Source organism: Microbispora sp. NPDC088329 (assembly GCF_040685655.1).
GTDB lineage: Bacteria > Actinomycetota > Actinomycetes > Streptosporangiales > Streptosporangiaceae > Microbispora.
On record NZ_JBFBIP010000026.1, the window covers coordinates 92,939 to 114,398 of the forward strand.

Sequence of the window (21,460 nt, forward strand, 5' to 3'; positions counted from 1 at the left end):
GAGGCTGAGAAGTAAGGATTGTCCCGCCACCGATGCAACGGAATCCTTCCTGCTTTTTTGCGACACTGTGAATTTGTGCGGGAGCGGAACGTTGCGGCTGAGGCCATTCGTGAGCGGCTGGCGGAGGCCCGGGCCGGGCGTGGCGGGGCGGTGTTCGTCCTCGGGGACGCGGGGATGGGGAAGACCTGGCTGCTCGGCGGGATCGCTGGTGCCGGCTTCCACGTTGGGCGGGCCCACGGCTCGCCCATCGCGTCGGGGGTGCCCTTCGACGTGATGGCTCAGGCCCTGACGGGCCTCGGCGTCGGCGACCGGCCGGCCGACACCATGGCGGGCCGGTGTCACCGCATGTGGCAGGCCCTGGGGTCGTGGTCGGGCGATCCTGTGGTGCTGGTCGTCGACGATCTCCACTGGGCCGACGCCGACTCGCTCACGCTGATGGCGTTCCTGTGCCGCCGTCTGGCCGCCTCGCGGGTAGCGGTCGTGGCGGCCCTACGGGCGTGGCCGCCCGCCGCTCTGGACCTCGTGCGGGACCTGGAGGAGAGCGGGTGCGCGCGTACGGTCGAGCTCGAACCCCTGGGTGAGCGGTCCTCCGCCGCCTTCCTCGCTCGGCGGACCGGCCGCGAGCTGCCGGCCCGGATGGCTCACAAAGTGTGGGCGATGTGCGCGGGCAACCCACTGCTGCTCGACCACGCCGCGCGGCTGCTCGCCGACGGCGTGGACCTGGGCTCACTGGAGACGCGATCGCCCGATCTCGCGGGCCGGGAGCTGCTGGTCCGGCGGTTTGTCGGAGCGGCGCCCGAGGCGATGCGCTGCGCGCGGGCGGGAAGCGTCCTGGGGCTGTCGTTCGATCTAGGGGCGGCGATGGAACTGGCAGGCCTGGACACCGAGGCGGGCGACGACACCGTCGCGGGTCTCCAGCGGGGGCGCCTCCTGCGGGAGGCTCCCGGCGGGCGGGTCGAGTTCGTCCATCCGCTGTTCCAGCAGATCCTCTACGAGGAGATGCCGACCTCGACTCGCTTACGGCTGCACGCGCGGGCGTTCGCCCTGCTGATGCGGCGGGGGTCGCGGGCCGAGGCGGCCGAGCACGCACTGCGCGGGAACCTGGCCGGCGACCGGCATGCCGTCGCCGCGCTGGAACGGGTTGGCCGCGACGCGCTGGCCGCCGGCGCGACCGAGACGGCCGCGCGCTACCTGGCGGGCGCCCATCGCCTGGCCGGAGACCACGCCAACCCGGGGCTGGGGCTGGCCGCAGGCCAGGCCCTCATGGCGGTCGGCCGGGCCGCTGAGGCGGTCGCGCTGCTCGGTGCCGTCTCCCGCCATCCCGCCGCCGACGTGGAGACCGCCGCGCAGGCCGCCTGGATGGCCGGCCGCGCCGGGTTCCTCACCGGCAACCATCGGCAGGCCGAACGTGACCTCGACCGGGCCGCCGGACTGGCCGCCGAGCGTGCCCCTTCGATCGCCGTCGAGGCGCTGCTCGACCACGCCAACTTTCAGCACCTGATCCACGGAAGCCGGGCGCTCCCCTTCGCCGCCCGGGCCCGGGACCACGCCCGGGAACACGCGGCCGGCGTCGGCGCAGCCCTGCGCCGGAAGGTCGCCTCCGCGCACGGCTACATCGCCTACATCGGCGCCGACCTGGCCGGACTCGACGAGGTCGTGCGAGCGGCCCGGGAGATCGAGGACGACCCGGAGGCCCAGCTGACCGACGTACAGGGCACCTGGGGGGCGCTGAGCAACCACGCCTTCGCCGCCAAGTGGGCCGAGCGCTTCGACGAGTGCGAGCAGGCGTTCACCCGGGTGATCGCCGCCGCCGAGCGCGCCGGGGCGATCGGCACCCTGAGCATGCTGTACGCCTCCCACGCCGAACTCATGGTGCGCGTCGGCCGGCTCCGCGAGGCTTTCGCGAGCGTGGAGCAGGCCCGGGCCGTCAAGGATCTGGCCCCGATATCGGAGCGCTACGTGGCCGCCGCCCAGACCTGGCTCCTGCTGCTGTCGGGCGAATTGGAGGAGTGCGAGCGGCGCTGCTCCCAGGTCGAGCACAGCGCGTCGAACCTGAGCGACGTCGGCACCCTGATCGTCGTCTGGTACGTCCGGGGCCGCCGCGCCCTCCACGAGGGCGACCTCGCCACGGCCTGCGCGCAGTTCGACCTGCTCGACGAGACGACCCAGCGGGTCGGCATCTTCGAACCCTGCCTGGTCCCCTTCGCGCGGGACGCCGCCGTGGCGTACACGAGAATCGGGCGGCGCGAGTCGGCAGAGCGACTGGTCGCGCGGCTCGAAGCGGTCTCGGCCCGGCTCCCCTGCGTCTGGCCGCGAATCGCGGCCGCGACCGGGCGGGCCCTCCTGGCCGACGACCCCTCCGAGACCGAGGCCGAGTTCGCGACGGCCCTCGCCCTGCACGACACCACCGACCAGCCCTTCGAGAAGGTGGAGACCCAGCTCCTCTTCGGCGCTTGGCTGCGCCGGACCGGCCGGCCCGCGCGAGCCAGGCCGATGCTCGCCAATGCAGCGACCACGGCCGCCCAAGCCGGGGCACGGTGGCTGGCCGAACGGGCGCACGAGGAACTCCGCCGCGCCGACGGCCGCCGCCGCCGTATGACCGACCCACAGTCACTGACCCCCGCCGAGACCCGGACCGCAGCGCTGGCTGCCCAGGGACTCACCAACGCCGAGATCGCCGAACGGCTGTCGATCACCGTCAGAACCGTGGAGACTCACCTGAGCAGGGTGTACACAAAGCTGCGGATGTCCCGCCGCGACCTCATCCTGCGCGGCGTGACGCCCTAAACATCCGTGGTTCCCCCGATGCCCGCGTGAGTGGCCCGATCCGATCCTGGGTGTGCCGAACTCACCCGCCGGAGGTTGCCCATGTCCCGACTCGCCGCCGCCATGGTGCTGCTGGTCGCCGCCGTTCTCGTGGCACTCCCGGCCCCACCCGCGTGGGCGGCCGAGTTATGCAGTCTGAGGTTCGTCATCGGGACCGGCGATGACGGGATCCGGGACGACTCCCTGGAGATCATCAGGCTCGGTGAGAAGGCGTTCCTGTTCACCGAGCGCCCGCTCTACGCGCCGATCCGGCCCTACCATCAGGGCGGCACAGGCGACCGGGCCCACACCGAACACCGGTGGACGGGGCATCTGCGCACCTGCGCCACCTCTGCCGATCTGGCCGACGGCTTCAGCATCGAGCACGTCAACTACGCCGACGACTGTTGCACCGACAACTGGTATCTGAAATACGTGCGAATCGAGGACCCGGTGAGCGGATCCGTTCTGGCCGAACTCACCGCCCCACCCGGCAGGGAGTACGTGCACTACTTCCAGAAGAACGCCGGTCAGATCCTGCGGATCCCGGTCGACGGCGAGCACCCGCCCGACCCTCCGGCCGATCCGGCCCGCACGTTCTGCCGGATGGAGTTCACCATCGGAGTCGGCACGTACGGGCTCCGGAACGACTCCCTTGAGATCATCAGGCTCGGCGACCTCGTGTTCCTCTTCGAGGAGCGCCCCGCGTACGCCCCACCCCGCCCCTACCATCAGGGCAACACCAGTGACCAGCCCGATGCCGAGTACACCTGGCGAGCCCACCTGGCCGGCTGCGCCACCGCCGCCGACCTGGCCAACGGCTTCACCATCGAGCACATCAACTACGCCGACGACTGCTGCACCGACAACTGGAGCCTGCGGTCCCTGCGCATCCGGGACCTTGACACGGGACGCGTCCTGCTCGACCACGCCGCGCCCCCGGGCAAGGATCTGCACCTCTTCCAGAAGAACGCCGACCAGTTCTACACCACGCTCGACCACGACAGCGACGGCGACGGGCTCAGCGACCGGATTGAGCTGCACGGCATCCGCGACCAGGGTGTCGTCGACACGTGGCTGCCCGACCACGGCTCCGACCCCTGCCGCGAGACCATCGCGGTCGAGATCGACTGGCTCCACGACACCGTCAACGACGTCAGCGATATGCCCGACCGCGCCGCGATCGACGAGGCGATCGCCATGTTCGCCAACGCCCCGCGCGGCCCGCAGGACTTCTGCCCCTACGGGCACCTTCCCACGGCGGGCGTCCAACTGCTCGTCGACCTCGACGAGGGCATTCCCGTCGACCAGGCGGAACGGATGCGGCCGCTGCTCCAGGCGCCCCACCAGGTGCTGCCCTACTACGAATTCGCCGACGCCCACTTCTCGGCGGTCCGCAGGGGCCTGTTCCGTTACAACCTGTGGGGCTACCGGGCGGACGACACCAACAGGAGCGGGAGTTGCTGCACGAAATGGGGCTTCGTGGTCACCCTCGGCACCATGCAGGATCCGCCGGTACGGGTGCAGAGCGCGTCCTTCGTCCACGAGCTCGGACATGCCCTGGGACTCGCGCACGGCGGTCACGACCACGTGAACTACAAGCCGAACTATCTGTCGGTGATGAACTACGCCTACTCGTCCATCGGCATCCCCGACTACGTCGCATGGGACCGGCGCAGGGAACAGCTCGGCCCGGCCATCGGCCGCAACGCGCTCGAACAGACCCTCCAGGAGGTCAGCACGATCGACTACTCCAGAAGCACGCTCTGGCCGCTGCGCCGCTGGCGGCTCGACGAAGGCCGCAACGGGCTGGGAACCGGCCAGCACGCCATGGCCACCTGGTGGGACAACAAGGGCGTCCGGCACGTCGGCGACGCCTCCGACCCGATCGACTGGCATCCCGAAGACGACGGAGTCGTGAAGGTCGACGTCAACGGGGAATTCCAGCTCTGCATCGAGGCCGCCGACGGGAGTCTGGAGAGCCGGCGGGCGAACGACGACAGCGTGCAGGGCGGGAAGATCTACGCGGGACTCGACGGAGTCTGCGACAGCAGCCCCGCGCTGACCGACCGGGCCGTGGTGCCCCAGGGCTTCGACTACCCCCAAGAGCACAAGTACAAAATCGACGACGGTGTGCTGCTCGGCTCCAACGACTGGTCGCGGATCCGGATCGCCCCCGGTTCCGGCGACGGCCTCCCCGCTCCCGGCGACGTGCCGGAGATGACCACCGACGAGATCATGGCGCACCGCGCCCGTTTCCTCGACGCCGTCGTGGCGGCCGACAGCCCGAAGCCGGTGACGGCGCCGCGCTGGGGTTACGCCTACATGGACCGAGCCACCCCCGCCGAGGCCCCGCTGGGGACGGTGACCCCGCTCACGACCTCAGGACAGTGGAGCACCGGGCGCCTCGACCCGGCCACCGCCAACCGGCGCGCCACGGTAGTGCACACCGGCACGGGCACCTACGACGTGCGCCTGCCCGGGGTGGCGTCGCCCGGCGGGATCGCGCACGTCACCCCGTACCGGACCGCCTACCGGGGCCGCACCTGCGGCGTCACCGGATACGCGCCTGATGGGCCCGACCAGCTGGTCCAGGTGCGCTGCTTCAACGAGAACGGCGCTCCGGCCGACTGGTGGTTCACGGTCTTCTTCGCCGAGTTCGGCCCCGGCACAACCCCCTATGCCACGATCCGGTACGACGACACGGCCGGCGGCGTCCACACGCTGAACCCCGTCCTCAACACGGGCACGGTGAACTCCGGCGGCGGCGTCAATCGCGTCGTCCGCGAGTCCGTAGGCCGCTACCAGGTAACCCTCGACGGCCGGGCGTTCGCCGACGGGACCGGGTACGTCCAGGTCACGCCCTACGGGAACGGCACCCCCGCCCGGTGCAACCCGGCAACCACCCAGCCTGGGGACGATCGCCTGGAGATCACCGTCGTCTGTCATGCGATCAGCGGCGGCGCTCCCGCCGACTCGCCCTGGCTGCTGTCGTACACCCAAGACGCGGGACTCCACCGGGACGTCACCACACCGGCCGCGTATGTCACCGTGACCGGCGACGTGGACCCCGCCCGTTCCTACAGCAGCACTGGCGAGACCCCCGCCCTCACCCGGCTCGGCACCGGCAACTACCGGCTGACCTGGGAGAACCTAGGGAAGGTCGGGGACAGTATCCAGGTGACCTCCACCGGCACGGGCGGCGGGTACTGCCATCTCGGCAACGTCAACTCCTACGCCGCCGCACCCCGGGTGACGGTCGACGTCTGGTGCCACACCGCCGCGGGAACCCCCGGTGACAGCTCGTTCGCCCTGGCCTATCTCCGCGTTCCCTGACCGGCCCATCGGGCGACCCGGCGGAGCAACCCGCCGGGCCGTTCGTTCTCCCGTTCGGCCAGAGCCGCCAGCACCCGCTGCGCGGCCAGGTCGGCGATCTCGCGCCGGTGGGCTTCCTCCTCGGCCCGCCGCTCCTGCTCGCGCCGCCGTTCGGACCGTCGTGCCAGGGCCAGGTCACCCGCCCACGCCAGCACCGACAGCGCGGCCCCACCGAGCAGGCCGGCCCAGAACAGCGAGCGGCTCGCCGCCTTCTCGGCCGGGACGTCGGTGAAGGTGCCGTAGGGACCGGGCTCGGGGCCCGGCGTGTTGGCGCGCAGATGCTCGCGTACCCATCGCAGGCCGGGGCCCCCGTAGTCGGGAGAGACCGCCTCGGGTTTGAGCTGGTCTTCAGCGTCCTGGTCGGTCCGGTCGAAGGAGCCCTCGTACACGACCTCGTAGTCCCAGTCCGTCCCGAACCAGGTCGGGCTCACCCGGGGCATTCGCACGACGGTGCTGGACCCGCTCCGGGCTACCATCGGATCGGCCACCGTGAAACTGGCCCCTCCCCCGGCCCGGTATCTCCCGGCTGATGAAGCCGGGGGGCAGAGCTCGGTTTCTCGCGGCGGCGACGGGCGGTCGACGGAGTGGTAGACCCGCATCGGAACGCACCGCGACGCCGGGATGGCGGGCCGGGCCGGTTCGTCCGGGTCGAACGTAGCCAGGACCTCGACTGCCAGGCTTGATCCGTCGGACACGCGCAGCGTGATCTCGACGTCGTGGGCCGGTCCGAAGATGATCACTCCCACCGTTCCAGGCTCGGCGACGACGGGGAACGAGGGGATGGCCGCCTGGTACTGCCACCACCCGGCAAGCGCCAACACGATGGCGCCGGAGATCAGGGACAGTGGGGTCCGGAAAGTCCGCACGACGACCATGATTCGACGATGCCAGGTCGAAGGCGGGGGGCGCGCGGATTCCATGGCGGGGGGTACCGAGCCATTGATAGTGCCAATCTCGTCAGGCAGCGCGACAATCTCGACTGAAGCGATCCACGCCGGTCGTTCGGAACCAAGGTCGTTCACTGTGGTCGCAGGCGGCGGGCGAGGAGTTCGCGTAGCGCGCCGGTCTCCTCCCCGAGGCGGTTGAGCGACGTCAGGAACTCCTCCGGCCGGTCGAGGATGCCGAGCATCCGCGCGGTCACGGCCTCACGCGCGGCGCGGCCCGCCTCGATCGCGGCCCTGCCGTACGGCGTGAGCTCGATCATCCGTGCCCGCTGGTCGCCGGGGTCGGTCCGGCGTGCCACGTAACCGATGCGCTCCATCTCGGCCGCCACCTTCGAGGCCCCCTGGGGGGTCATGCCGAGCAGCCCGGCCAGGTCGGAGACCCGGACGGGGCCGGCGAGCAGGTGCTGGAACACGTATCCGTGCACGGTGCGCACCTGGTCGTGCCCGGCGGCGGCCATCCGGGCGCGCACCTCGGCGTCGCAGGCCGCGGCGAGGGCCGTGAACAGCAGGGTCAGGTCGCTTGACACCACCCCGGAATGCTCAAATACTCAACCTTGGTTTCGCAACTTGAGTTGAATAACTGTGGAGGGTTCTCGTGTGGTGTGATCCGGCCTTCACGCCCGTCGCCGACGCGTTCAGGGAGACCGGCGGCGGACGCGGCGGCGCGGCCCTCGCCGTGTACGCGGGCGGGCGCATGGTCGTGGACCTCTGGCAGGGCACGGCCGACGCGGACGGCGTACGGCCCTGGGAACGGGACACGGTCGTCAACGTCTTCTCGGCGTCCAAGGGGGTGCTGGCGACTCTCGCGCACCTCTACGTCCAGCGCGGGCTGCTCGACCTGGACGCGCCGGTGGCCCGCTACTGGCCCGGCTTCACCACCGCGACCACCGTCGCCGACCTGCTCGCGCACCGGTCCGGGCTGCCCGCCGTACGCCGGGATCTGCCGCCGGGCTCCCTGTTCGACTGGGACGCGATGACCGCGGCGCTGGCGGCCGAGAGCCCGTGGTGGACGCCGGGGGAGCGGCACGGGTACCACGCGGTGACCTTCGGCTGGCTCGTCGGCGAGGTGTTGCGCCGGGTGGGCGGGCGGCCGGTGCGCGACCTGGTCCGCGACGAGCTGGGCATCGCCGGCCTGTGGATCGGCCTGCCCGCGTCGGAGGCGGCCCGCGCGGCCCACCTCGCGCCGCCGGAGGCCGGGACGGACGTCCCGTCGTCCACGCTCATGAGCGCCATGGCCGACCCCGGGTCGATCACGATGAAGGCCTTCTGCAACCCCGCCGAGCAGCTCACTGCGGGTCTGGCCAACACCGCGCGCTGGCGGGCCGCCGAGATCCCCGCGTCCAACGGGCACGCCACCGCCAGGGCCCTCGCCACGCTGTACGGCCGGCTCGTGTCGGGAGCGATCCTCCACCAGGAGGCGCTCGACCGGACCGTCGCACCCAGGAGCGAGGGACACGACGAGGTCCTGCTGGCCCAGACCAGGTTCGCGCTCGGCTACATGCTGCCCTGCGAGATCCGGCCGTACGCGCCGAACCCGCGGGCCTTCGGGCACAGCGGCTCGGGCGGGGCGCTCGCCTTCGCCGACCCGGACGCCGGCGTCGCCCTGGCCTACACCCCGAGCCGCCTCATCGTCAGCGCGGCCGGCCCCGACCCGAGGTGGAGGCCCATGGTCGCGGCGCTGTACTCCTGCCTCTGACAATCCGCTCGCGGTGCCGCCCGCGGCCGGGCGAGGACGGTGCGCCGACCGGCCGTCCGCCGGGCGTACGGGCGACGCCGCGACGTCCGCTCAGCCCCGTTCCTGCTTCTTCCGCTTGACGGCGGTGACGAGCTCGTCCTTGCTCAACCCCGACGCGCCCTCGACGCCCAGCTGCTTGGCCTGGTGCAACAGCTCGTCCTTGGTCCGCGAGCGCGGCTTGATCGGGGCGGCCAGCACCTCCGCTTTCCGCTTGCTGAAGGCCTTGCCGAGCTGGACCCGCTCCTCGAAGGGGACGGCCTTCTCCAGGACCGGGAGGATGTCGTTCTCCTCCTCCTCGACGTGGTGCGTCACCGCCCCGATCAGCTCCTGAAGGAGCGTCTCGAACGCGGGGCTCTCGGGGTCGGTCTCCAGGAGCTGAGAGATCATCTCCTCGGCCTCGTGGTGCTCCTCCGTGCCGTGGTGGACCTCCTCCTTCTCCTCCGGCTGCCGCTTGGCGAGCACGGGGTAGACCTCGTCCTCCTCGCCCTCGCTGTGGGCGATGAACTTCGCCGCCAGCTCCGCGAGCAGGGCCGGGCGGTTCTCCGGCATCTTCTGGAGCCGCTCGAACAGCGACTCCACGTCGCGGTGATCTTCCTTGATCAGGCTGATGACGTCGATTGCCATGGGTTCCTCCTGTGCGTGGGACGCGCTCGCACTACCCGGCGCCGCGGCGATCACACCGATCACGCCGGGTGGGAGCCCCGCCTTTCACGCCGTTGATCAGGAGTCCCTGGTGAGCCTTCCCTCGTAGGTCATCACGCGGAAGTCGTCGGTGTGGCGATAGGCGAGGGCGTCGCCCTTGCGGACGAGCACGACGTCGCCCGGGACACACCCCGCAACGTCCTCCAGCCGGAGGATCAGCGCGGAGTCGGACGCTCCGGTCAGCCGCAGCGTGCCCACACAGGAGTTCGCCGGCTCCTTCCACTTGCCGGACTTCGCACCGCGCCTCAGCTCGATCTCGATGTCGTACTCGCTCGCGAGGAGGCCGGCGGTGGGCGCGATGTGGCCCCGCCACTCGCCCGCGAACGCGTGCGGGATGCCCGCCCGTTCGGCGGCGGTCGTGGGATCGGCCCCGTCCGTGTCACCAGGACCCGACGCCGCCCTGGCCGCCCTCGCCGAGCCGTCCGCTGATACGGAACCCGCCGAGCGTGCGCGGGTCGTCTGGCTCAAGGGGGGCGACCATGGCCAAACAGTAGCGATCCGCCGCCGATCGGGAATCAGAGCATGCGCGGGTTCACGGCCTCGGCGAGCGCGCGCCGCCCGGCGTCGCTCAGGTGCAGGTGATCGCCGGAGTCGTACGGGAGGGCGAGCTGCTCGGGGAACTCGGGGTCGCGCACGGCCCGGTCGAAGTCGAGGACGCCGTCGAACGCCCGGCTCGTGCGGATCCAGGTGTTCAGCCGCTGCCTGATCTCCTCGCGCTCCGGCGTCCATGTGCCCCAGCCGTAGAACGGCGTGAGCGTGGCCACCAGCACCTTGACCTTGCGGGCGTGCGCCTCGCGGATCAGCCGCTTGTAGCCGTAGGCGAGCGGCTTGATCGAGGTGTACTCGCCCCGGGCGATGTCGTTGATGCCCTCGTAGACCACCACGGTGCGCACCCCCGGCTGGGACAGCGCGTCGCGGTAGAACCGGCTGAGACCGCTCGGCCCGACGTTGGGGTGCAGCAGCCGGTTTCCGGCGATGCCGGCGTTGAGCACCCCCATCCGCCGCGACGGCGACTGGTCGGCGAGGCGCTGCCGCAGGTAGTCGGTCCAGCGGCGGTTGGCGTCGACAGCCTGGCCGGCGCCGTCGGTGATCGAATCGCCGAACGCGACCACCGAGCCGACCGTGGCCGCGCCCGCCTCGACCGCGACCCGGTCGAGGAAGTACCACTGCGTGCTGGTGTAGGTGAAGCCCTCGCCGCTCTCCTCCGCCGCGTGGTCCCCCGGGTCCGACAGGTAGGTGGTGCTGTAGGCGCGTTCGTGCCCGGTGACGCCCCTGACCGTGCCGGGCAGGTGGAAACTGACGACCAGCGCGGAGCCGCCGGCGATCCGGCCCGGGATCGGGTCGCTCCAGACGGCCTGGCCCGGCGGCACCTTCACCGAGGTGCGCGTGCGGAACGTCACCGGCCGGTTGGTTCCGGTGAGGATCTCGGCGCCGTACGCCTGGACGCCCACGTGAACGCTCGCGAACGTCACCGGCGCCGTCCCGAAGACGTTGGACAGGCGCAGGCGCATGCCGGTGCCGCCGATGCTGGCGCGCACGACCATCCGCACGGTCTGCCCGCCGAGGGCCGCCGTGATCCGGTCGGCCGAGGTGGTCCAGGAACCGACAAGGCGCGGCCGTACGGGCGCCTCGTTGCGGGGCCGTTCCCCGCCTGCCGCCGCTCCGCGGGCGGCGGAGGACGGGTGAGGCCGGGGGGTGGTCGCGGTGCTCGCGGCCGTGAGGGACTCCGCGTGGACCGGCGTCGTGGGGAGCGCGGCGGTCGCGCCGCCGACGGCGAGGGCGAGAGCGGCCATGGTCAACCGGTGAGCCGGCCGTGCCATCCGGGTCCTCCATTGGGTGTGCTGCCTGGGGCGGGGTCCGTGGCGACGGCGCTCCCGATCGCTGCGCCGGAACCGGTGATCGAGAAGCGCCCGCGACGCCATACATTACGGCTGTTTGGCGAACACCGGGGAAGAACTTGACCGTCAGGCGTCACAGTTGCGTGGCTGCCGGGGCGGATAGGCTCGATGTGATGAATGCACACGAGCGTTGGATCGTTCTGGAAGGCGCGGCGAACGTACGGGACCTCGGCGGTCTGCCCACCGCGGACGGCGGGACCACCGCGTCCGGGCGGATCCTGCGGGCCGATAATCTGCAGGGCCTGACCGAGGGGGACGTGGCACTACTGGTGGGCGACCTCAAGCTGCGGCACGTGGTCGACCTGCGGTCGGAGACCGAGGTACGCCTGGAGGGGCCCGGGCCCCTGACCCTCCTGCCGGAGGTCGGCATCCACCACCACAGCCTGTTCGCGGAGGGCGGGCGTCTCACCGACGTCGAGGCCGACACCATCGACGACAGGGCGCTGCCGTGGCAGGGTGAGCGGGACGAGGCGGACCTGGCCGAACTCCGCGTTACCGGCTACTACTACGGCTACCTGCGCGACCGGCCCGACTCCGTGGTGGCCGCGCTGCGGGTGCTCGCCCGTGACGACGGCATGGCCGTGGTCCACTGCGCGGCGGGCAAGGACCGCACCGGGGTCGTCAGCGCGCTGGCGCTCGCCGTCGCGGGCGCCACCCGGGAGGCGATCATCGAGGACTACGTCGCCACCGGCCAACGGCTGGAGGGCATCCTCGCCCGGTTGCGCGCCAGCCGCACCTACCGCGAGGATCTCGACTCCAAGCCGGCCGACAGTCACCTGCCGCGGCCCGAATACATGGGCCAGTTCCTGACGACGCTGGACGTCCGGTTCGGCGGCCCCCTCGGCTGGCTGCGCACCCACGGGTGGACCGACGCGGACACCGAGGCCCTGCGCGGCCGCCTGCGCGACTGACCGCGGGCCGCCGCCGGAAGCGGGTCAGGTGAGGGTTTCGCCGCCGTCGACGGTGATGACCTGGCCGGTGACGTAGTTGTTGGCCATGAGGAAGACAGCTGTGGCGGCGGCCTCCTCGGCGGTGCCGAAGCGGCCGAGGGGAGCGGACATCCCGGCGGCGGTGACCGCGTCGTCGGAGTCCAGCCCCGGCAGTGAGCGCAGGAGCGGGGTGTCGATCCGGCCGTAGCGCACGGTGTTCACGCGCACCCGTGCGGGGGCGAGTTCCACGGCGAGGGCCCTGGTGCGGGTCTCCACGGCGCCGGCGAGCGACAGCGGGACGGTCATCCCGGGGTAGGGGCGGACCACGAGGATGCCCGAGCTCAACGTGAGCGAGCCTCCCGCGGGAAGCCGCGTCGCCGCCGCGCGGGCGACGGCGAAGACCGTCTGAAGGGGGCCGGAACCGAGGGTCGTGCGGATGTCGTCGGCCGACAGCCCGGTCAGGGGGCCGGCGCCGCTGACGCCGCCGGCGGTGACGTACACATGGTCGACGTGACCCGCCCGGTCGAAGGCCTCGGCGAGGGTCTGCTCGTCTCCGCCGTCGCCGGGAACGCCGACCACGGCGTCGTCGGGATCCTCGGCCGGGCCTGCGCCTCGGACCCGGGAGACGGCGGCCTTCAGCCGGTCGGGATCGCGGCCGACCAGCACGACGCGGGCGCCGACCGAACGCAGCAGGACGCCCGCCGCCAGCCCGATGCCCGAGCTTCCGCCGATGACGACGGCGGTCGTGCCCGAGAGAGCGGTCGGCAGCGGCGAACGAACGGGGATGGGAACCGTGGTGCTCATGAGAGCCTCTCGATGAAATAAACCATCTGGTTGTTTTAATTCGGCTCGATCATGTCACCGGACCGGAGAGGAGTCAACCGGATGGTTTAATTCGTCCATGGCCTATGACGCGGAGGACACCAGACGGAGGATCTTCGATGCCGCCGCCGCCGAGTTCGCCGAGCACGGTCTCGCCGGGGCCAGGGTGGATCGCATCGCCACGGCCGCCAGGGCCAACAAGCAGGCCATCTACCTGTATTACGGCAACAAGGAGAAGCTGTTCGCCGCCGTCTTGCGGGCGAAGCTGGAGGAGGTCCCCGTCGCCATCTCCATCGATCCCGACGCGGTGGCCGAGTCGGTCGGGCAGATCTTCGACTGGTACCGGGAGCACCCGGAGCTGATCAGGCTGCTGCTGTGGGAGGCGCTGGAGGCGGGTGACGCACCCGATGAGGGCGAGCCGAAGCGCCGTGACGCGTTCCGCGAGAAGGCCCACCAGCTCGTGGACGGAGGCGTGGCGCACCACGTTCCCGAGGACGTACGGGTCCGCGCCGCCCAGGACCTGCTGTTCACCGTCATGGGCCTGATCGCCTGGAACTTCGCGGTGCCCCGGATGTGCCGCCTCGCTCTGGACGAGGAGACCGACCAGGCCGCCCTGGACCGCCGCCGCGAGACCGTGATCGAGGTCGCGCGCCGACTCGCCGCCGCCCAGGGCGCCTCCGTAACGGGCTCCCGGAGCGACACGGGCTGAGGCTATTCCTGCCGCTCGGAAAGGGTGACCACCTGGCCGCGGGCGGCCGAGAGAGCGGCGGCCTCCAGGACGGCGATGGTCTCGGCGGCGTCGCCCGGCTCGACCGGAGGCGCCGCGCCGTCCCGCAGGCAGGCCACCACGCCCTCGTAGAACCGCTGGTACGCCCCGGGCTCCGTGCGAACCGGGCGGGCGTCGCCCTCGGCGCCGAGCGTGCCCCAGCGCTCGGGGGACTCCACGCCCCACCCGGCGGTGCCCGGCCGCTCGCCCGCCCGCAGGCGTTCCTCCTGCGGGTCCAGCCCCCACTTGACGTACGAGGCGCGGGAGCCCAGCACCCGGAACCTCGGGCCGAGGTTCGCGGCCATCGCGCTCATCCACAGGTGCGAGCGGGTGCCGTTCCGGTGGGTCAGCGCGACGAACGCGTCGTCGTCGTTGCGCACCCCGGCCCGCCTGACGTCGGTCTCCGCGTACACCCGAGAGACCGGGCCGAACAACCGCAGGGCCTGGTCCACCAGGTGGCTGCCGAGGTCGTAGAGGGTGCCGCCGATCTCCTCCGGGCCGCCCGACTCGCGCCAGCCGCCCTTGGGCACCGGCCGCCACCGTTCGAACCGCGACTCGAACCGGTGGACCTCGCCCAGCTCGGGCAGCAGGCGGCGCAGGGTCAGGAAGTCGCCGTCCCAGCGCCTGTTCTGGAAGACCGTCAGCATCAGCCCGCGGTCACGCGCCAGCCGTACGAGGTCGCGGGCCTCCTGCGCGGTGCCGGCCAGCGGCTTGTCGACGACCACGGGGAGACCGGCGGCGAGCGCCTCGGCCGCGAGGGGCACGTGGGTGCGGTTCGGCGTCGCGATCACCACGAGGTCGCAGCGGTCCCACAGGGCGTCCGCCGACGCCACGACGTCCGCGTCGGGATGCTCGGCGCGTACGCGGCCGGCCCTGGCGGGGTCGCGGGTGACGACGGCGGCGAGGCGCAGTCCCGGCGTGGCGGCGATCAACGGCGCGTGGAAGAAGGATCCGGCCGGGCCGAAACCGGCCAATCCTACGCGGATCCCGGGGAGATCTGAGGGCGGCATGAGGGGCGGGATGTCCTTCGGCTCAGGTGTCGCGCTCGTCCTGTTCGGCGAGGAACGCCTCGAACTGGGCGGCGAGCTCGTCACCCGTGGGCATCTGCGCATCCTCGGCCAGCAGGCTCTCCCGTTCGGCGCCCGACTGGAACGCGTCGTACTGCTGCTCCAGGCCGCGGATCGCGCCGGCCAGCTCGTCGGAGGCCGCGATCTGCTCCTCGATCTCGGTGTTGGTCTTGTCGGCCGCGTCCCGGAGAGCGTCCGTGGGGAACACCAGCCCGGTGCCGCGGGTGACGGCCTCCAGCGCCGTCACCGCGGCCTGCGGATACTCGGCCTGGGCGAGATAGTGGGGCACGTGGATCGCGTAGCCGAGCGCGTCGTGGCCCTTCGCGCCGAGCCGGAACTCGACGAGCGCGGCGAGGCTCCCTGGCACGCGGACCTTGCCGAAGGGACTGGTCTGCCCGTGGACGAGGTCGGGCCGGCTGGCGTGCGCCGTCAGGCCGAGCGGCCGGGTGTGCGGGACGCCCATCGGGATCCCGTGCACGGTCACGAGCTTGCCGATGTTGAGCCGGGTCACCAGCATGCCGACGGCCTCGGTGAACAGCTCCCACTCCCGGTCGGGCTCCGGGCCGCTCATGATGAGAAACGGCGTGCCGGTGACGTCCTTGGCCAGGTAGACGGCCAGCTCAGGAGTGTCGTAATCGCTCCAGTGATCGGCGTCGAAGGTCATCACCGGGCGGCGCGACCGGTAATCGAGCAGCCGGTCCACGTCGAAGTGCGCGATGACCCGGTGCTCCAGTTCGGCGAGGAGGTGCCCCAGGGCCAGCCGCCCGGTGGCACCGGCGTCGACGAACCCCTCGAAGTGGTAGAGCAGCACCGGATCGGTCAGCTCGGGCAGGTCCCCGTCGAGCCGATAGAGATCCGTGGGGTCGGACACGTGTCCCAGCCTTTCTCACGAAGTCTTTACCTACTGAACCTACGGGACCCCCGGTCGATTCCGCGTTTGAATCCCGGGAGGTAGCGGCGACCCTACCGTTGGACAATGGAGAACATGGAGCCGGACCCGGAGCTGGAGGAGTTCGCCACCAGGCTCTTCGACCTCGCGAGGTCGGGGCGGACCGAGGCGCTGTGCGCCTACGTCGACGCGGGCGTGCCCGTGAACCTGCACAACCAGAAGGGCGACACCCTGCTCATGCTGGCGGCCTACCACGGGCACGCCGACACCGTACGCGCCCTGGGCGAGCGGGGCGCGGACCCGGACCTCGCGAACGACCGCGGGCAGACGCCGCTCGCCGGCGCGGTCTTCAAGAAGGAGCCCGAGGTCGTGCGGGCGTTGCTGGAGCTGGGAGCCGATCGCTACGCCGGGACGCCGTCGGCGGTCGACACCGCCCGCCTGTTCGCGGACCCGGAGATCGTCAGCCTCCTGGAGGGCTGATCCGGCTGAGCCGATCCGACTGACTGGTGTGTCCGTAATTGGGGAGATCTGGCATCGTTCACCCGGTGGGACCATGCTGGGCGGATGGCTACTGCGAAAGCGGATTCCCTCAGTGGGCGCCCCCTCCGCCTTCCCTCGCTCACCTGCCCCTTCCCGAGCGCGGTGAACCCGCACGTCGAGGTGGTGAACCGGGACACGCTGGCCTGGCTGGCCGCGTCCGGCATGATCGCCGGCGAGGACCAGCTCGACCGTTACCGGCTCGCTCGCTACGGATGGCTCGGCGCCCGGACCTACCCGTACGCCTCCCGGGAGCTGTGCCAGCTCGTCACGGACTGGTGCGTGTGGCTGTTCGCGTTCGACGACGCCTACTGCGAGTCGGACCGGCGGGCGGCCGAGATCGCCCGGGCCCTGCCCCAGCTCTACGGCGTCGTCGAGGAGAACGCCGAACCGGTCGACAACGTCTTCGCCCGTGCGCTGCTCGACATCAGGACGAGGATCGCCGCCCACGCCACCGCCGACCAGATCGACCGCTGGTGCGCGACGACCAAGGACTACCTGTTCGCGCAGGTGTGGGAGGCCGCCAACCGCGAGGACGACGTCGTTCCGACGATCGACGACTACATCTTCATGCGCCGCAGGACCGGCGCGATGCTCACCGTCTTCGCGCTGATCGACGTGGCCGCCGAGATTCCCCTCACCGTGGACGAGTGGCGCCACCCGGTCGTGCACGAGATGACCGAGCACGCCAACGACGTGGTCGTCTGGGACAACGATCTCATCTCGTACGCAAAGGAGCGGGGGGAGGCGAACATCCGCAACAACCTCGTCAGCGTGCTGGTCGGGCACACCGGCTGCACGGTCCAGGAGGCGATGGACCGCATCGGCGCGATGCGCGACGAGGCGGTCGCCGCGATGGCGGCGCTCACCCCGGCCACCGAGGCGCTCGGCTCGCCCGCCGTCGACGCGTACGTGGACGGCCTGAAGTACTGGATCAGCGGCAGCGTGGACTACTCGCTGACCAGCTCCCGGTACGTCGGCGCCTGGCAGTGACTGCGCCCGGTCAGTCCGGGGAGAAGTCGTCGAGATCGTCCAGCGCGTACTCGACGAGGTCACCCAGGCTGAACCGGGCCCCGACGGCGTACGCCTCGTCGTAGGCGGCGTCGCCGACCAGCTTCTTGCACTCCTTGACGCACTGCTCGTGCTCGGTCGTGAAGAACGGCGACCCGAACTGGGGCAGCCCGAACGTCCGCCAGTTGGCCTGGGCCGCCCCGAGGAGGGTCGCCGTCCGTTCCGGCTCACCGGCCTCGAGGCTCAGCGTCGCGAGGTTGTCGACGCACAGCACGATGCCGAGCACGTCGTGGAAGTGCCGCTTGATCCGCAACGCCTCCTTGCACGCCACCAGCGCCTCGTCGCGCCGGCCTATGGCCCGGTGCACCAGGGAGGTCGCGTACCAGGCGTAGGAGCGCAGCCACAGCTCGCCGCGTTCCTGGCAGACCTGCAGGCAGTCCACGAGCAGGGTCTCCGCCTCCTCGAAGTCGCTCTGCGAGAGCAGCACCATGGACAGCTCGACGATCGCGGGCAGCAGGCCCGGGTTCAGCTCCCGGCCGCCGCGGTGGAACTCGATCGCGACGCCGAGCAGCGCGGTGGCCTTCTTCGCGTCGCCCTGCAGCATGGCCGCGGTGCCCTGCATCTTGGTCGCGAGCAGCACCGCGCCCGAGTCGCCCACCCGCACCGCGTCGGTGCTGCACTGCTCGGCCGCGGCCAGCGCGCCCGCCATGTCGCCCTGGGCGCTGCGGATGTAGGCCAGCACCCACAGGGCCTTGCAGCGTTCCTTGCTCGGCGAGGGGCTGGCCTTGAGTGCCCGCTCCAGGTAGACCACGCCCTCGCGGGCGAATCCGCAGGCGACCCACAGGAACCACAGGGCCGACAGCAGTTCCAGGCCGACGCGCTCCTCGCCCGGTGTCGACAGGCAGTAGTCGAGGGCGACGCGGATGTTGTCGTGCTCCTGGCGCAACCGGGTGTACCAGTGGACCTGCCGCGGTCCCGACCACGAGTGCTCGCTGCGCTCGGCGAGCTGGAGGTAGTAGTCGCGGTGGCGGCGCCGCAGGTTCTGCGTCTCGCCGAGCTTGTCGAGCCACTCGCCGCCGTACTGCCGCAGCGTGTCGATCAGCCGATACCGCTGGCCGGCCGGAGTGGTGAAGCTGAGCAGGACCGACTTGTCGACCAGGCCGCCGATCACGTCGAGGATCCGCTCGGCGGGCAGGACCTCACCGGCGCAGACGTTCCGGGCGGCGTCCAGCTCGAAGTCGCCGGCGAACACCGACAGCCGTGCCCACAGCAGCCGCTCGGCCGGTTCGCACAGCTCGTGGCTCCACCCGATCGCCGCGCGCAGCGTCTGGTGCCGTGGCAGCGCCGTACGGCTGGCCCCGGCGAGCAGGCTGAACCGGTCGGCGAGCAGCGCGAGGATCTGCTCGACCGACAGTGTGCGCAGCCGTACGGCGGCCAGTTCGATGGCCAGCGGGATCCCGTCGAGGCGGCGGCACAGCTCGGCGACGGCCGTGATGTTGTCCTCGTCGACCACGAAGTCGGGCACGACGGAGGAGGCCCGCGCGCCGAACAGCTCGACGGCCTCGTTGGTGAACGGGTTCTCCGAGGGACTGTCGCCGGGCACCGACAGCGGCGGCACGGCGGCCGTGTACTCGCCCGGGGCGTTGAGGGAACGCCGGCTCGTCGCGAGGATGCGCAGGTGCGGCGCCGTGCTGAGCAGATCCTGCGTGAGGTGGGCGCACGCGTCGACCAGGTGCTCACAGGTGTCCAGGATGAGCAGGAGCTCCCGGTCGGCCAGCCACTCGGCGAGGGTGTCGGACCCCTCGCGCGGCGACTGGTCGGCGATGCCGAGCGCGGCGGTGATGGTGTGGTAGACCATCGCGGGGTCCTGCAGCCGGGCCAGGTCGACATACCAGACGCCGTCCCTGAACTGCCGCCGCACCTGATGCGCGAGACGCAGCGCCGTGCGCGACTTGCCGACCCCGCCGATGCCCGTCACGGTGATCAGCCGGTGCTCCTGCAGCTTCTGTCTCAGCGACGCGAGCAGCCGCGTCCGCCCGACGAAGCTGGTGAGCTCCACGGGCAGGTTGCCCTCTTGCCGCCATCCTGATGGCGTTGCCATGCCGCCTCACGGGGGGTTCGTCCGGCGTGCTCCCTGCTCCCGCATCGTACCTTTGCGTGCGGTTGGCTGTCCGGTGGTACCGGCGTGACGTTTGGCCGGTGGGAGGCGCCGGCTCGCCGGATCACGGCTATGGGCGGAGCCAGTAGCATTGTGCGCGTGAGTGTGCAGCATCCGGATGACATGCGTCCGGTGGACCTCTTCGACGAGGGGCTGCCGGTGCTGCCTGACCAGACGAGCGACGACACCGACCTCGGGTGGGGCGAATGGCGCTCCGACTCCGACGTCTCCCGACTGCTGGAGGAACGCCCCCCTCACTGGGACCAATAGTCCGTCACTCACGCCGCCTGCGCGCAGCAGGCCCGGTGCGTGGGGACGCTCCTGCCGTCGGGCAGCAGCTCGCCGGTGTCCTCGAACACCACGACGCCGTTGCACAGCAGTCCCCACCCCTGCTCGGGGTGGAAGGCGACCAGCCGGGCCGCGTCGTGATCGCGGGCGTACGCCGACGGGCACGGCGGGTTGTGCGGGCACATGAGGTGTCACCTCTGGTGGGCGGGCGCGCCCCCGTGGAGACCGCAGACGCCGCCGCACAGGCCACCCCACAGGCCACCCCACGGCCGCCCGCCTCCCAGGCCGCCCCCGAGGCCGCCCCCGAGGCCGCAGAGCAGCCGGAGCGCCACCGGGACGAAGGGCCGCAGAAGGTGCGCGCCATACGCCGGCAGCCCGAAGGTGAGCCCGGTGAGGCCGCCCGCCGCGGTCGACAGCAGGGCCACCCCGGCGATCCGGCGGCCGAACAGCTCCGGATGGGTCCGGGCGAGCGCCATGATCGCCATTCCGCCCATCGAGTGCCCGACCAGGATCACCGGTCCTGCGGGGACGACCTTCTCCAGGATCAGCCGCAGGTCCTCGCCGAGCCTGCGCATGGTCACGGTTCCCGGCACGCGGCGACCCGGGCGCTCGCGGTGGCGCCGGAGACGGCATCGGTGACCGGAGCCAGGTCTCGGCCGTCGGCGCGTCCACTCTGGGGACCGTGGCGGAGACTGCCGGGCATCTCGTTTCCTCTCCCTCCTCAGAGGGGCTCGACGGCCCCCCTTTCTCTTCCAGGATCCCGGTCGGGGCGCCTGCCGTCTGCGCGGGCAGCAGCAATCTCACCCGGCGGGTTCCGGAAAGCGGCGCGGCTGCTGTTGGAGGCGGACGGGCTCGCGGTCGTCGGCACGGCCTCCGGGAGCGTGGAGGCGCTGCGCCGGCTGGAGGAGGCGCAGCCCGACGTGGTGCTGGTCGACATCGACCTCGGCGTGGAGAGCGGCTTCGACCTGGCCCGGCTGGTGATGAGCGTGGCCGATCCGCCGCACATTCCCGTGCCGGCCCGGGCCGAGGCGGCCTGACCGAGCGGCGGACACGGCGAGATGCGGTCGGCGTGCCGATCTATCAGGCGATCAGCGCCTGTACGGCGAGAGGGAGGCGGAGCACGAAACGGGCCCCGCCCGTCGCCGAGTCGGTGACCCCGACGGTGCCGTTGTGCGACTCGGCGATGTCGTGCACGATCGCGAGGCCGAGGCCGGTGCCTCCCAGGCTCCGGCTGCGGGCCCCGTCCGCCCTGGTGAACCATCCGAAGACCCACTCGCGGTCGGAGAGCTCCACGCCGTCGCCGTCGTCGACGCTCAGTTCGGCGAACTCGCCGTCGCGGCGCGCCTCCACGAGCACCAGGCCCCTCGCGTGGCGCTGCGCGTTGTCCAGGAGGTTGCGGATCAGGCGGCGGATCTCGTGGTCGACCGCGTTGATCATCAGGTCCGGAGCGCGGCGTGAGGAGTTCGTGCGCCGCGTCGGACGCGAACCGCCGCTCCCGGTCGAGCGGCCGGTCCCGATCGGTGCGCGGGCCAGG

The 21,460-nt window shown here is 71.6% G+C and carries 21 protein-coding genes; 9 read left to right on the forward strand and 12 right to left on the reverse strand.

The features are described from left to right. The first annotated feature begins 75 nt into the window (after positions 1–75). Complete coding sequence (locus tag AB0O28_RS34395; protein ID WP_363646749.1) at positions 76–2,787, forward strand: AAA family ATPase; 2,712 nt, start codon at positions 76–78, stop codon at positions 2,785–2,787. A gap of 81 nt (positions 2,788–2,868) precedes the next feature. After that, entirely contained in the window at positions 2,869–6,141 is a 3,273-nt protein-coding gene (locus AB0O28_RS34400) for a hypothetical protein (protein WP_363646750.1), read from the forward strand. Here the strand turns inward: AB0O28_RS34400 and AB0O28_RS34405 are convergent. Both AB0O28_RS34405 and AB0O28_RS34410 read right to left on the reverse strand, forming a co-directional pair. Then, positions 6,123–7,046, reverse strand: a complete 924-nt coding sequence (locus tag AB0O28_RS34405) for a hypothetical protein (protein WP_363646751.1) — start codon at positions 7,044–7,046, stop codon at positions 6,123–6,125. The two genes, AB0O28_RS34400 and AB0O28_RS34405, sit on opposite strands and share 19 nt — an antisense overlap. Before the next feature lie 152 nt (positions 7,047–7,198). Then, entirely contained in the window at positions 7,199–7,654 is a 456-nt protein-coding gene (locus AB0O28_RS34410) for a MarR family winged helix-turn-helix transcriptional regulator (protein ID WP_363646752.1), read from the reverse strand. Positions 7,655–7,719: 65 nt separating this feature from the next. On the opposite strand from AB0O28_RS34410, the gene AB0O28_RS34415 reads away from it, so the two are divergent. Then, entirely contained in the window at positions 7,720–8,820 is a 1,101-nt protein-coding gene (locus tag AB0O28_RS34415; RefSeq protein ID WP_363646753.1) for a serine hydrolase domain-containing protein, read from the forward strand. Positions 8,821–8,910: 90 nt separating this feature from the next. On the opposite strand, the gene AB0O28_RS34420 is transcribed toward AB0O28_RS34415, so the two are convergent. The 3 genes from AB0O28_RS34420 to AB0O28_RS34430 form a co-directional block, all read right to left on the reverse strand. Continuing rightward, positions 8,911–9,483 carry a hemerythrin domain-containing protein gene (locus AB0O28_RS34420; protein WP_363646754.1) on the reverse strand — a complete coding sequence of 191 codons (573 nt, stop codon included), beginning with the start codon at positions 9,481–9,483 and terminating at the stop codon, positions 8,911–8,913. Positions 9,484–9,579: 96 nt separating this feature from the next. Further along, the gene (locus AB0O28_RS34425) at positions 9,580–10,029 is read right to left on the reverse strand and encodes a hypothetical protein (RefSeq protein WP_363646755.1); all 450 of its coding nucleotides are present in this window, start codon (positions 10,027–10,029) and stop codon (positions 9,580–9,582) included. Positions 10,030–10,076: 47 nt separating this feature from the next. Continuing rightward, positions 10,077–11,381, reverse strand: coding sequence for an SGNH/GDSL hydrolase family protein (locus AB0O28_RS34430; protein ID WP_363646756.1), 1,305 nt, complete (start codon positions 11,379–11,381; stop codon positions 10,077–10,079). Between the two features lie 191 nt (positions 11,382–11,572). On the opposite strand from AB0O28_RS34430, the gene AB0O28_RS34435 reads away from it, so the two are divergent. Next, positions 11,573–12,370: a tyrosine-protein phosphatase gene (locus tag AB0O28_RS34435; RefSeq protein ID WP_363646757.1), complete on the forward strand. Its 798-nt coding sequence runs from the start codon at positions 11,573–11,575 to the stop codon at positions 12,368–12,370. A 24-nt stretch (positions 12,371–12,394) separates the two neighbouring features. Here AB0O28_RS34435 and AB0O28_RS34440 read toward each other — a convergent pair whose 3' ends face one another. Then, positions 12,395–13,192 (reverse strand): SDR family oxidoreductase, encoded by a 798-nt coding sequence (locus AB0O28_RS34440; protein WP_363646758.1) that lies wholly within the window; start codon positions 13,190–13,192, stop codon positions 12,395–12,397. Between the two features lie 97 nt (positions 13,193–13,289). On the opposite strand from AB0O28_RS34440, the gene AB0O28_RS34445 reads away from it, so the two are divergent. Continuing rightward, the gene (locus AB0O28_RS34445) at positions 13,290–13,919 is read left to right on the forward strand and encodes a TetR family transcriptional regulator (protein WP_363646759.1); all 630 of its coding nucleotides are present in this window, start codon (positions 13,290–13,292) and stop codon (positions 13,917–13,919) included. A gap of 2 nt (positions 13,920–13,921) precedes the next feature. On the opposite strand, the gene AB0O28_RS34450 is transcribed toward AB0O28_RS34445, so the two are convergent. Beyond that, on the reverse strand, positions 13,922–14,986 hold the full coding sequence (locus tag AB0O28_RS34450; RefSeq protein WP_363646760.1) for a Gfo/Idh/MocA family oxidoreductase: 1,065 nt from the start codon (positions 14,984–14,986) through the stop codon (positions 13,922–13,924). A gap of 22 nt (positions 14,987–15,008) precedes the next feature. After that, positions 15,009–15,914 carry a PAC2 family protein gene (locus tag AB0O28_RS34455; RefSeq protein WP_363646761.1) on the reverse strand — a complete coding sequence of 302 codons (906 nt, stop codon included), beginning with the start codon at positions 15,912–15,914 and terminating at the stop codon, positions 15,009–15,011. A 105-nt stretch (positions 15,915–16,019) separates the two neighbouring features. On the opposite strand from AB0O28_RS34455, the gene AB0O28_RS34460 reads away from it, so the two are divergent. Next, positions 16,020–16,412 (forward strand): ankyrin repeat domain-containing protein, encoded by a 393-nt coding sequence (locus AB0O28_RS34460; RefSeq protein WP_363646762.1) that lies wholly within the window; start codon positions 16,020–16,022, stop codon positions 16,410–16,412. 84 nt (positions 16,413–16,496) lie between these two features. Next, positions 16,497–17,462: a 4-epi-cubebol synthase gene (locus tag AB0O28_RS34465; protein ID WP_363646763.1), complete on the forward strand. Its 966-nt coding sequence runs from the start codon at positions 16,497–16,499 to the stop codon at positions 17,460–17,462. A gap of 10 nt (positions 17,463–17,472) precedes the next feature. On the opposite strand, the gene AB0O28_RS34470 is transcribed toward AB0O28_RS34465, so the two are convergent. Continuing rightward, complete coding sequence (locus tag AB0O28_RS34470) at positions 17,473–19,581, reverse strand: AAA family ATPase (RefSeq protein WP_363646764.1); 2,109 nt, start codon at positions 19,579–19,581, stop codon at positions 17,473–17,475. Between the two features lie 156 nt (positions 19,582–19,737). Between AB0O28_RS34470 and AB0O28_RS34475 the strand changes: the two genes are divergently transcribed. Next, positions 19,738–19,908, forward strand: coding sequence for a hypothetical protein (locus AB0O28_RS34475; RefSeq protein WP_363646776.1), 171 nt, complete (start codon positions 19,738–19,740; stop codon positions 19,906–19,908). Between the two features lie 8 nt (positions 19,909–19,916). On the opposite strand, the gene AB0O28_RS34480 is transcribed toward AB0O28_RS34475, so the two are convergent. Together AB0O28_RS34480 and AB0O28_RS34485 are read right to left on the reverse strand one after the other, a co-directional pair. Beyond that, positions 19,917–20,111: a DUF5999 family protein gene (locus AB0O28_RS34480; RefSeq protein ID WP_363646765.1), complete on the reverse strand. Its 195-nt coding sequence runs from the start codon at positions 20,109–20,111 to the stop codon at positions 19,917–19,919. Positions 20,112–20,117: 6 nt separating this feature from the next. Next, positions 20,118–20,519 carry an alpha/beta fold hydrolase gene (locus tag AB0O28_RS34485; RefSeq protein ID WP_363646766.1) on the reverse strand — a complete coding sequence of 134 codons (402 nt, stop codon included), beginning with the start codon at positions 20,517–20,519 and terminating at the stop codon, positions 20,118–20,120. A gap of 42 nt (positions 20,520–20,561) precedes the next feature. Between AB0O28_RS34485 and AB0O28_RS34490 the strand changes: the two genes are divergently transcribed. Further along, positions 20,562–20,963, forward strand: coding sequence for a response regulator (locus AB0O28_RS34490; protein ID WP_363646767.1), 402 nt, complete (start codon positions 20,562–20,564; stop codon positions 20,961–20,963). A gap of 43 nt (positions 20,964–21,006) precedes the next feature. Here AB0O28_RS34490 and AB0O28_RS34495 read toward each other — a convergent pair whose 3' ends face one another. Continuing rightward, entirely contained in the window at positions 21,007–21,363 is a 357-nt protein-coding gene (locus AB0O28_RS34495; RefSeq protein WP_363646768.1) for an ATP-binding protein, read from the reverse strand. Positions 21,364–21,460 lie beyond the last annotated feature (97 nt).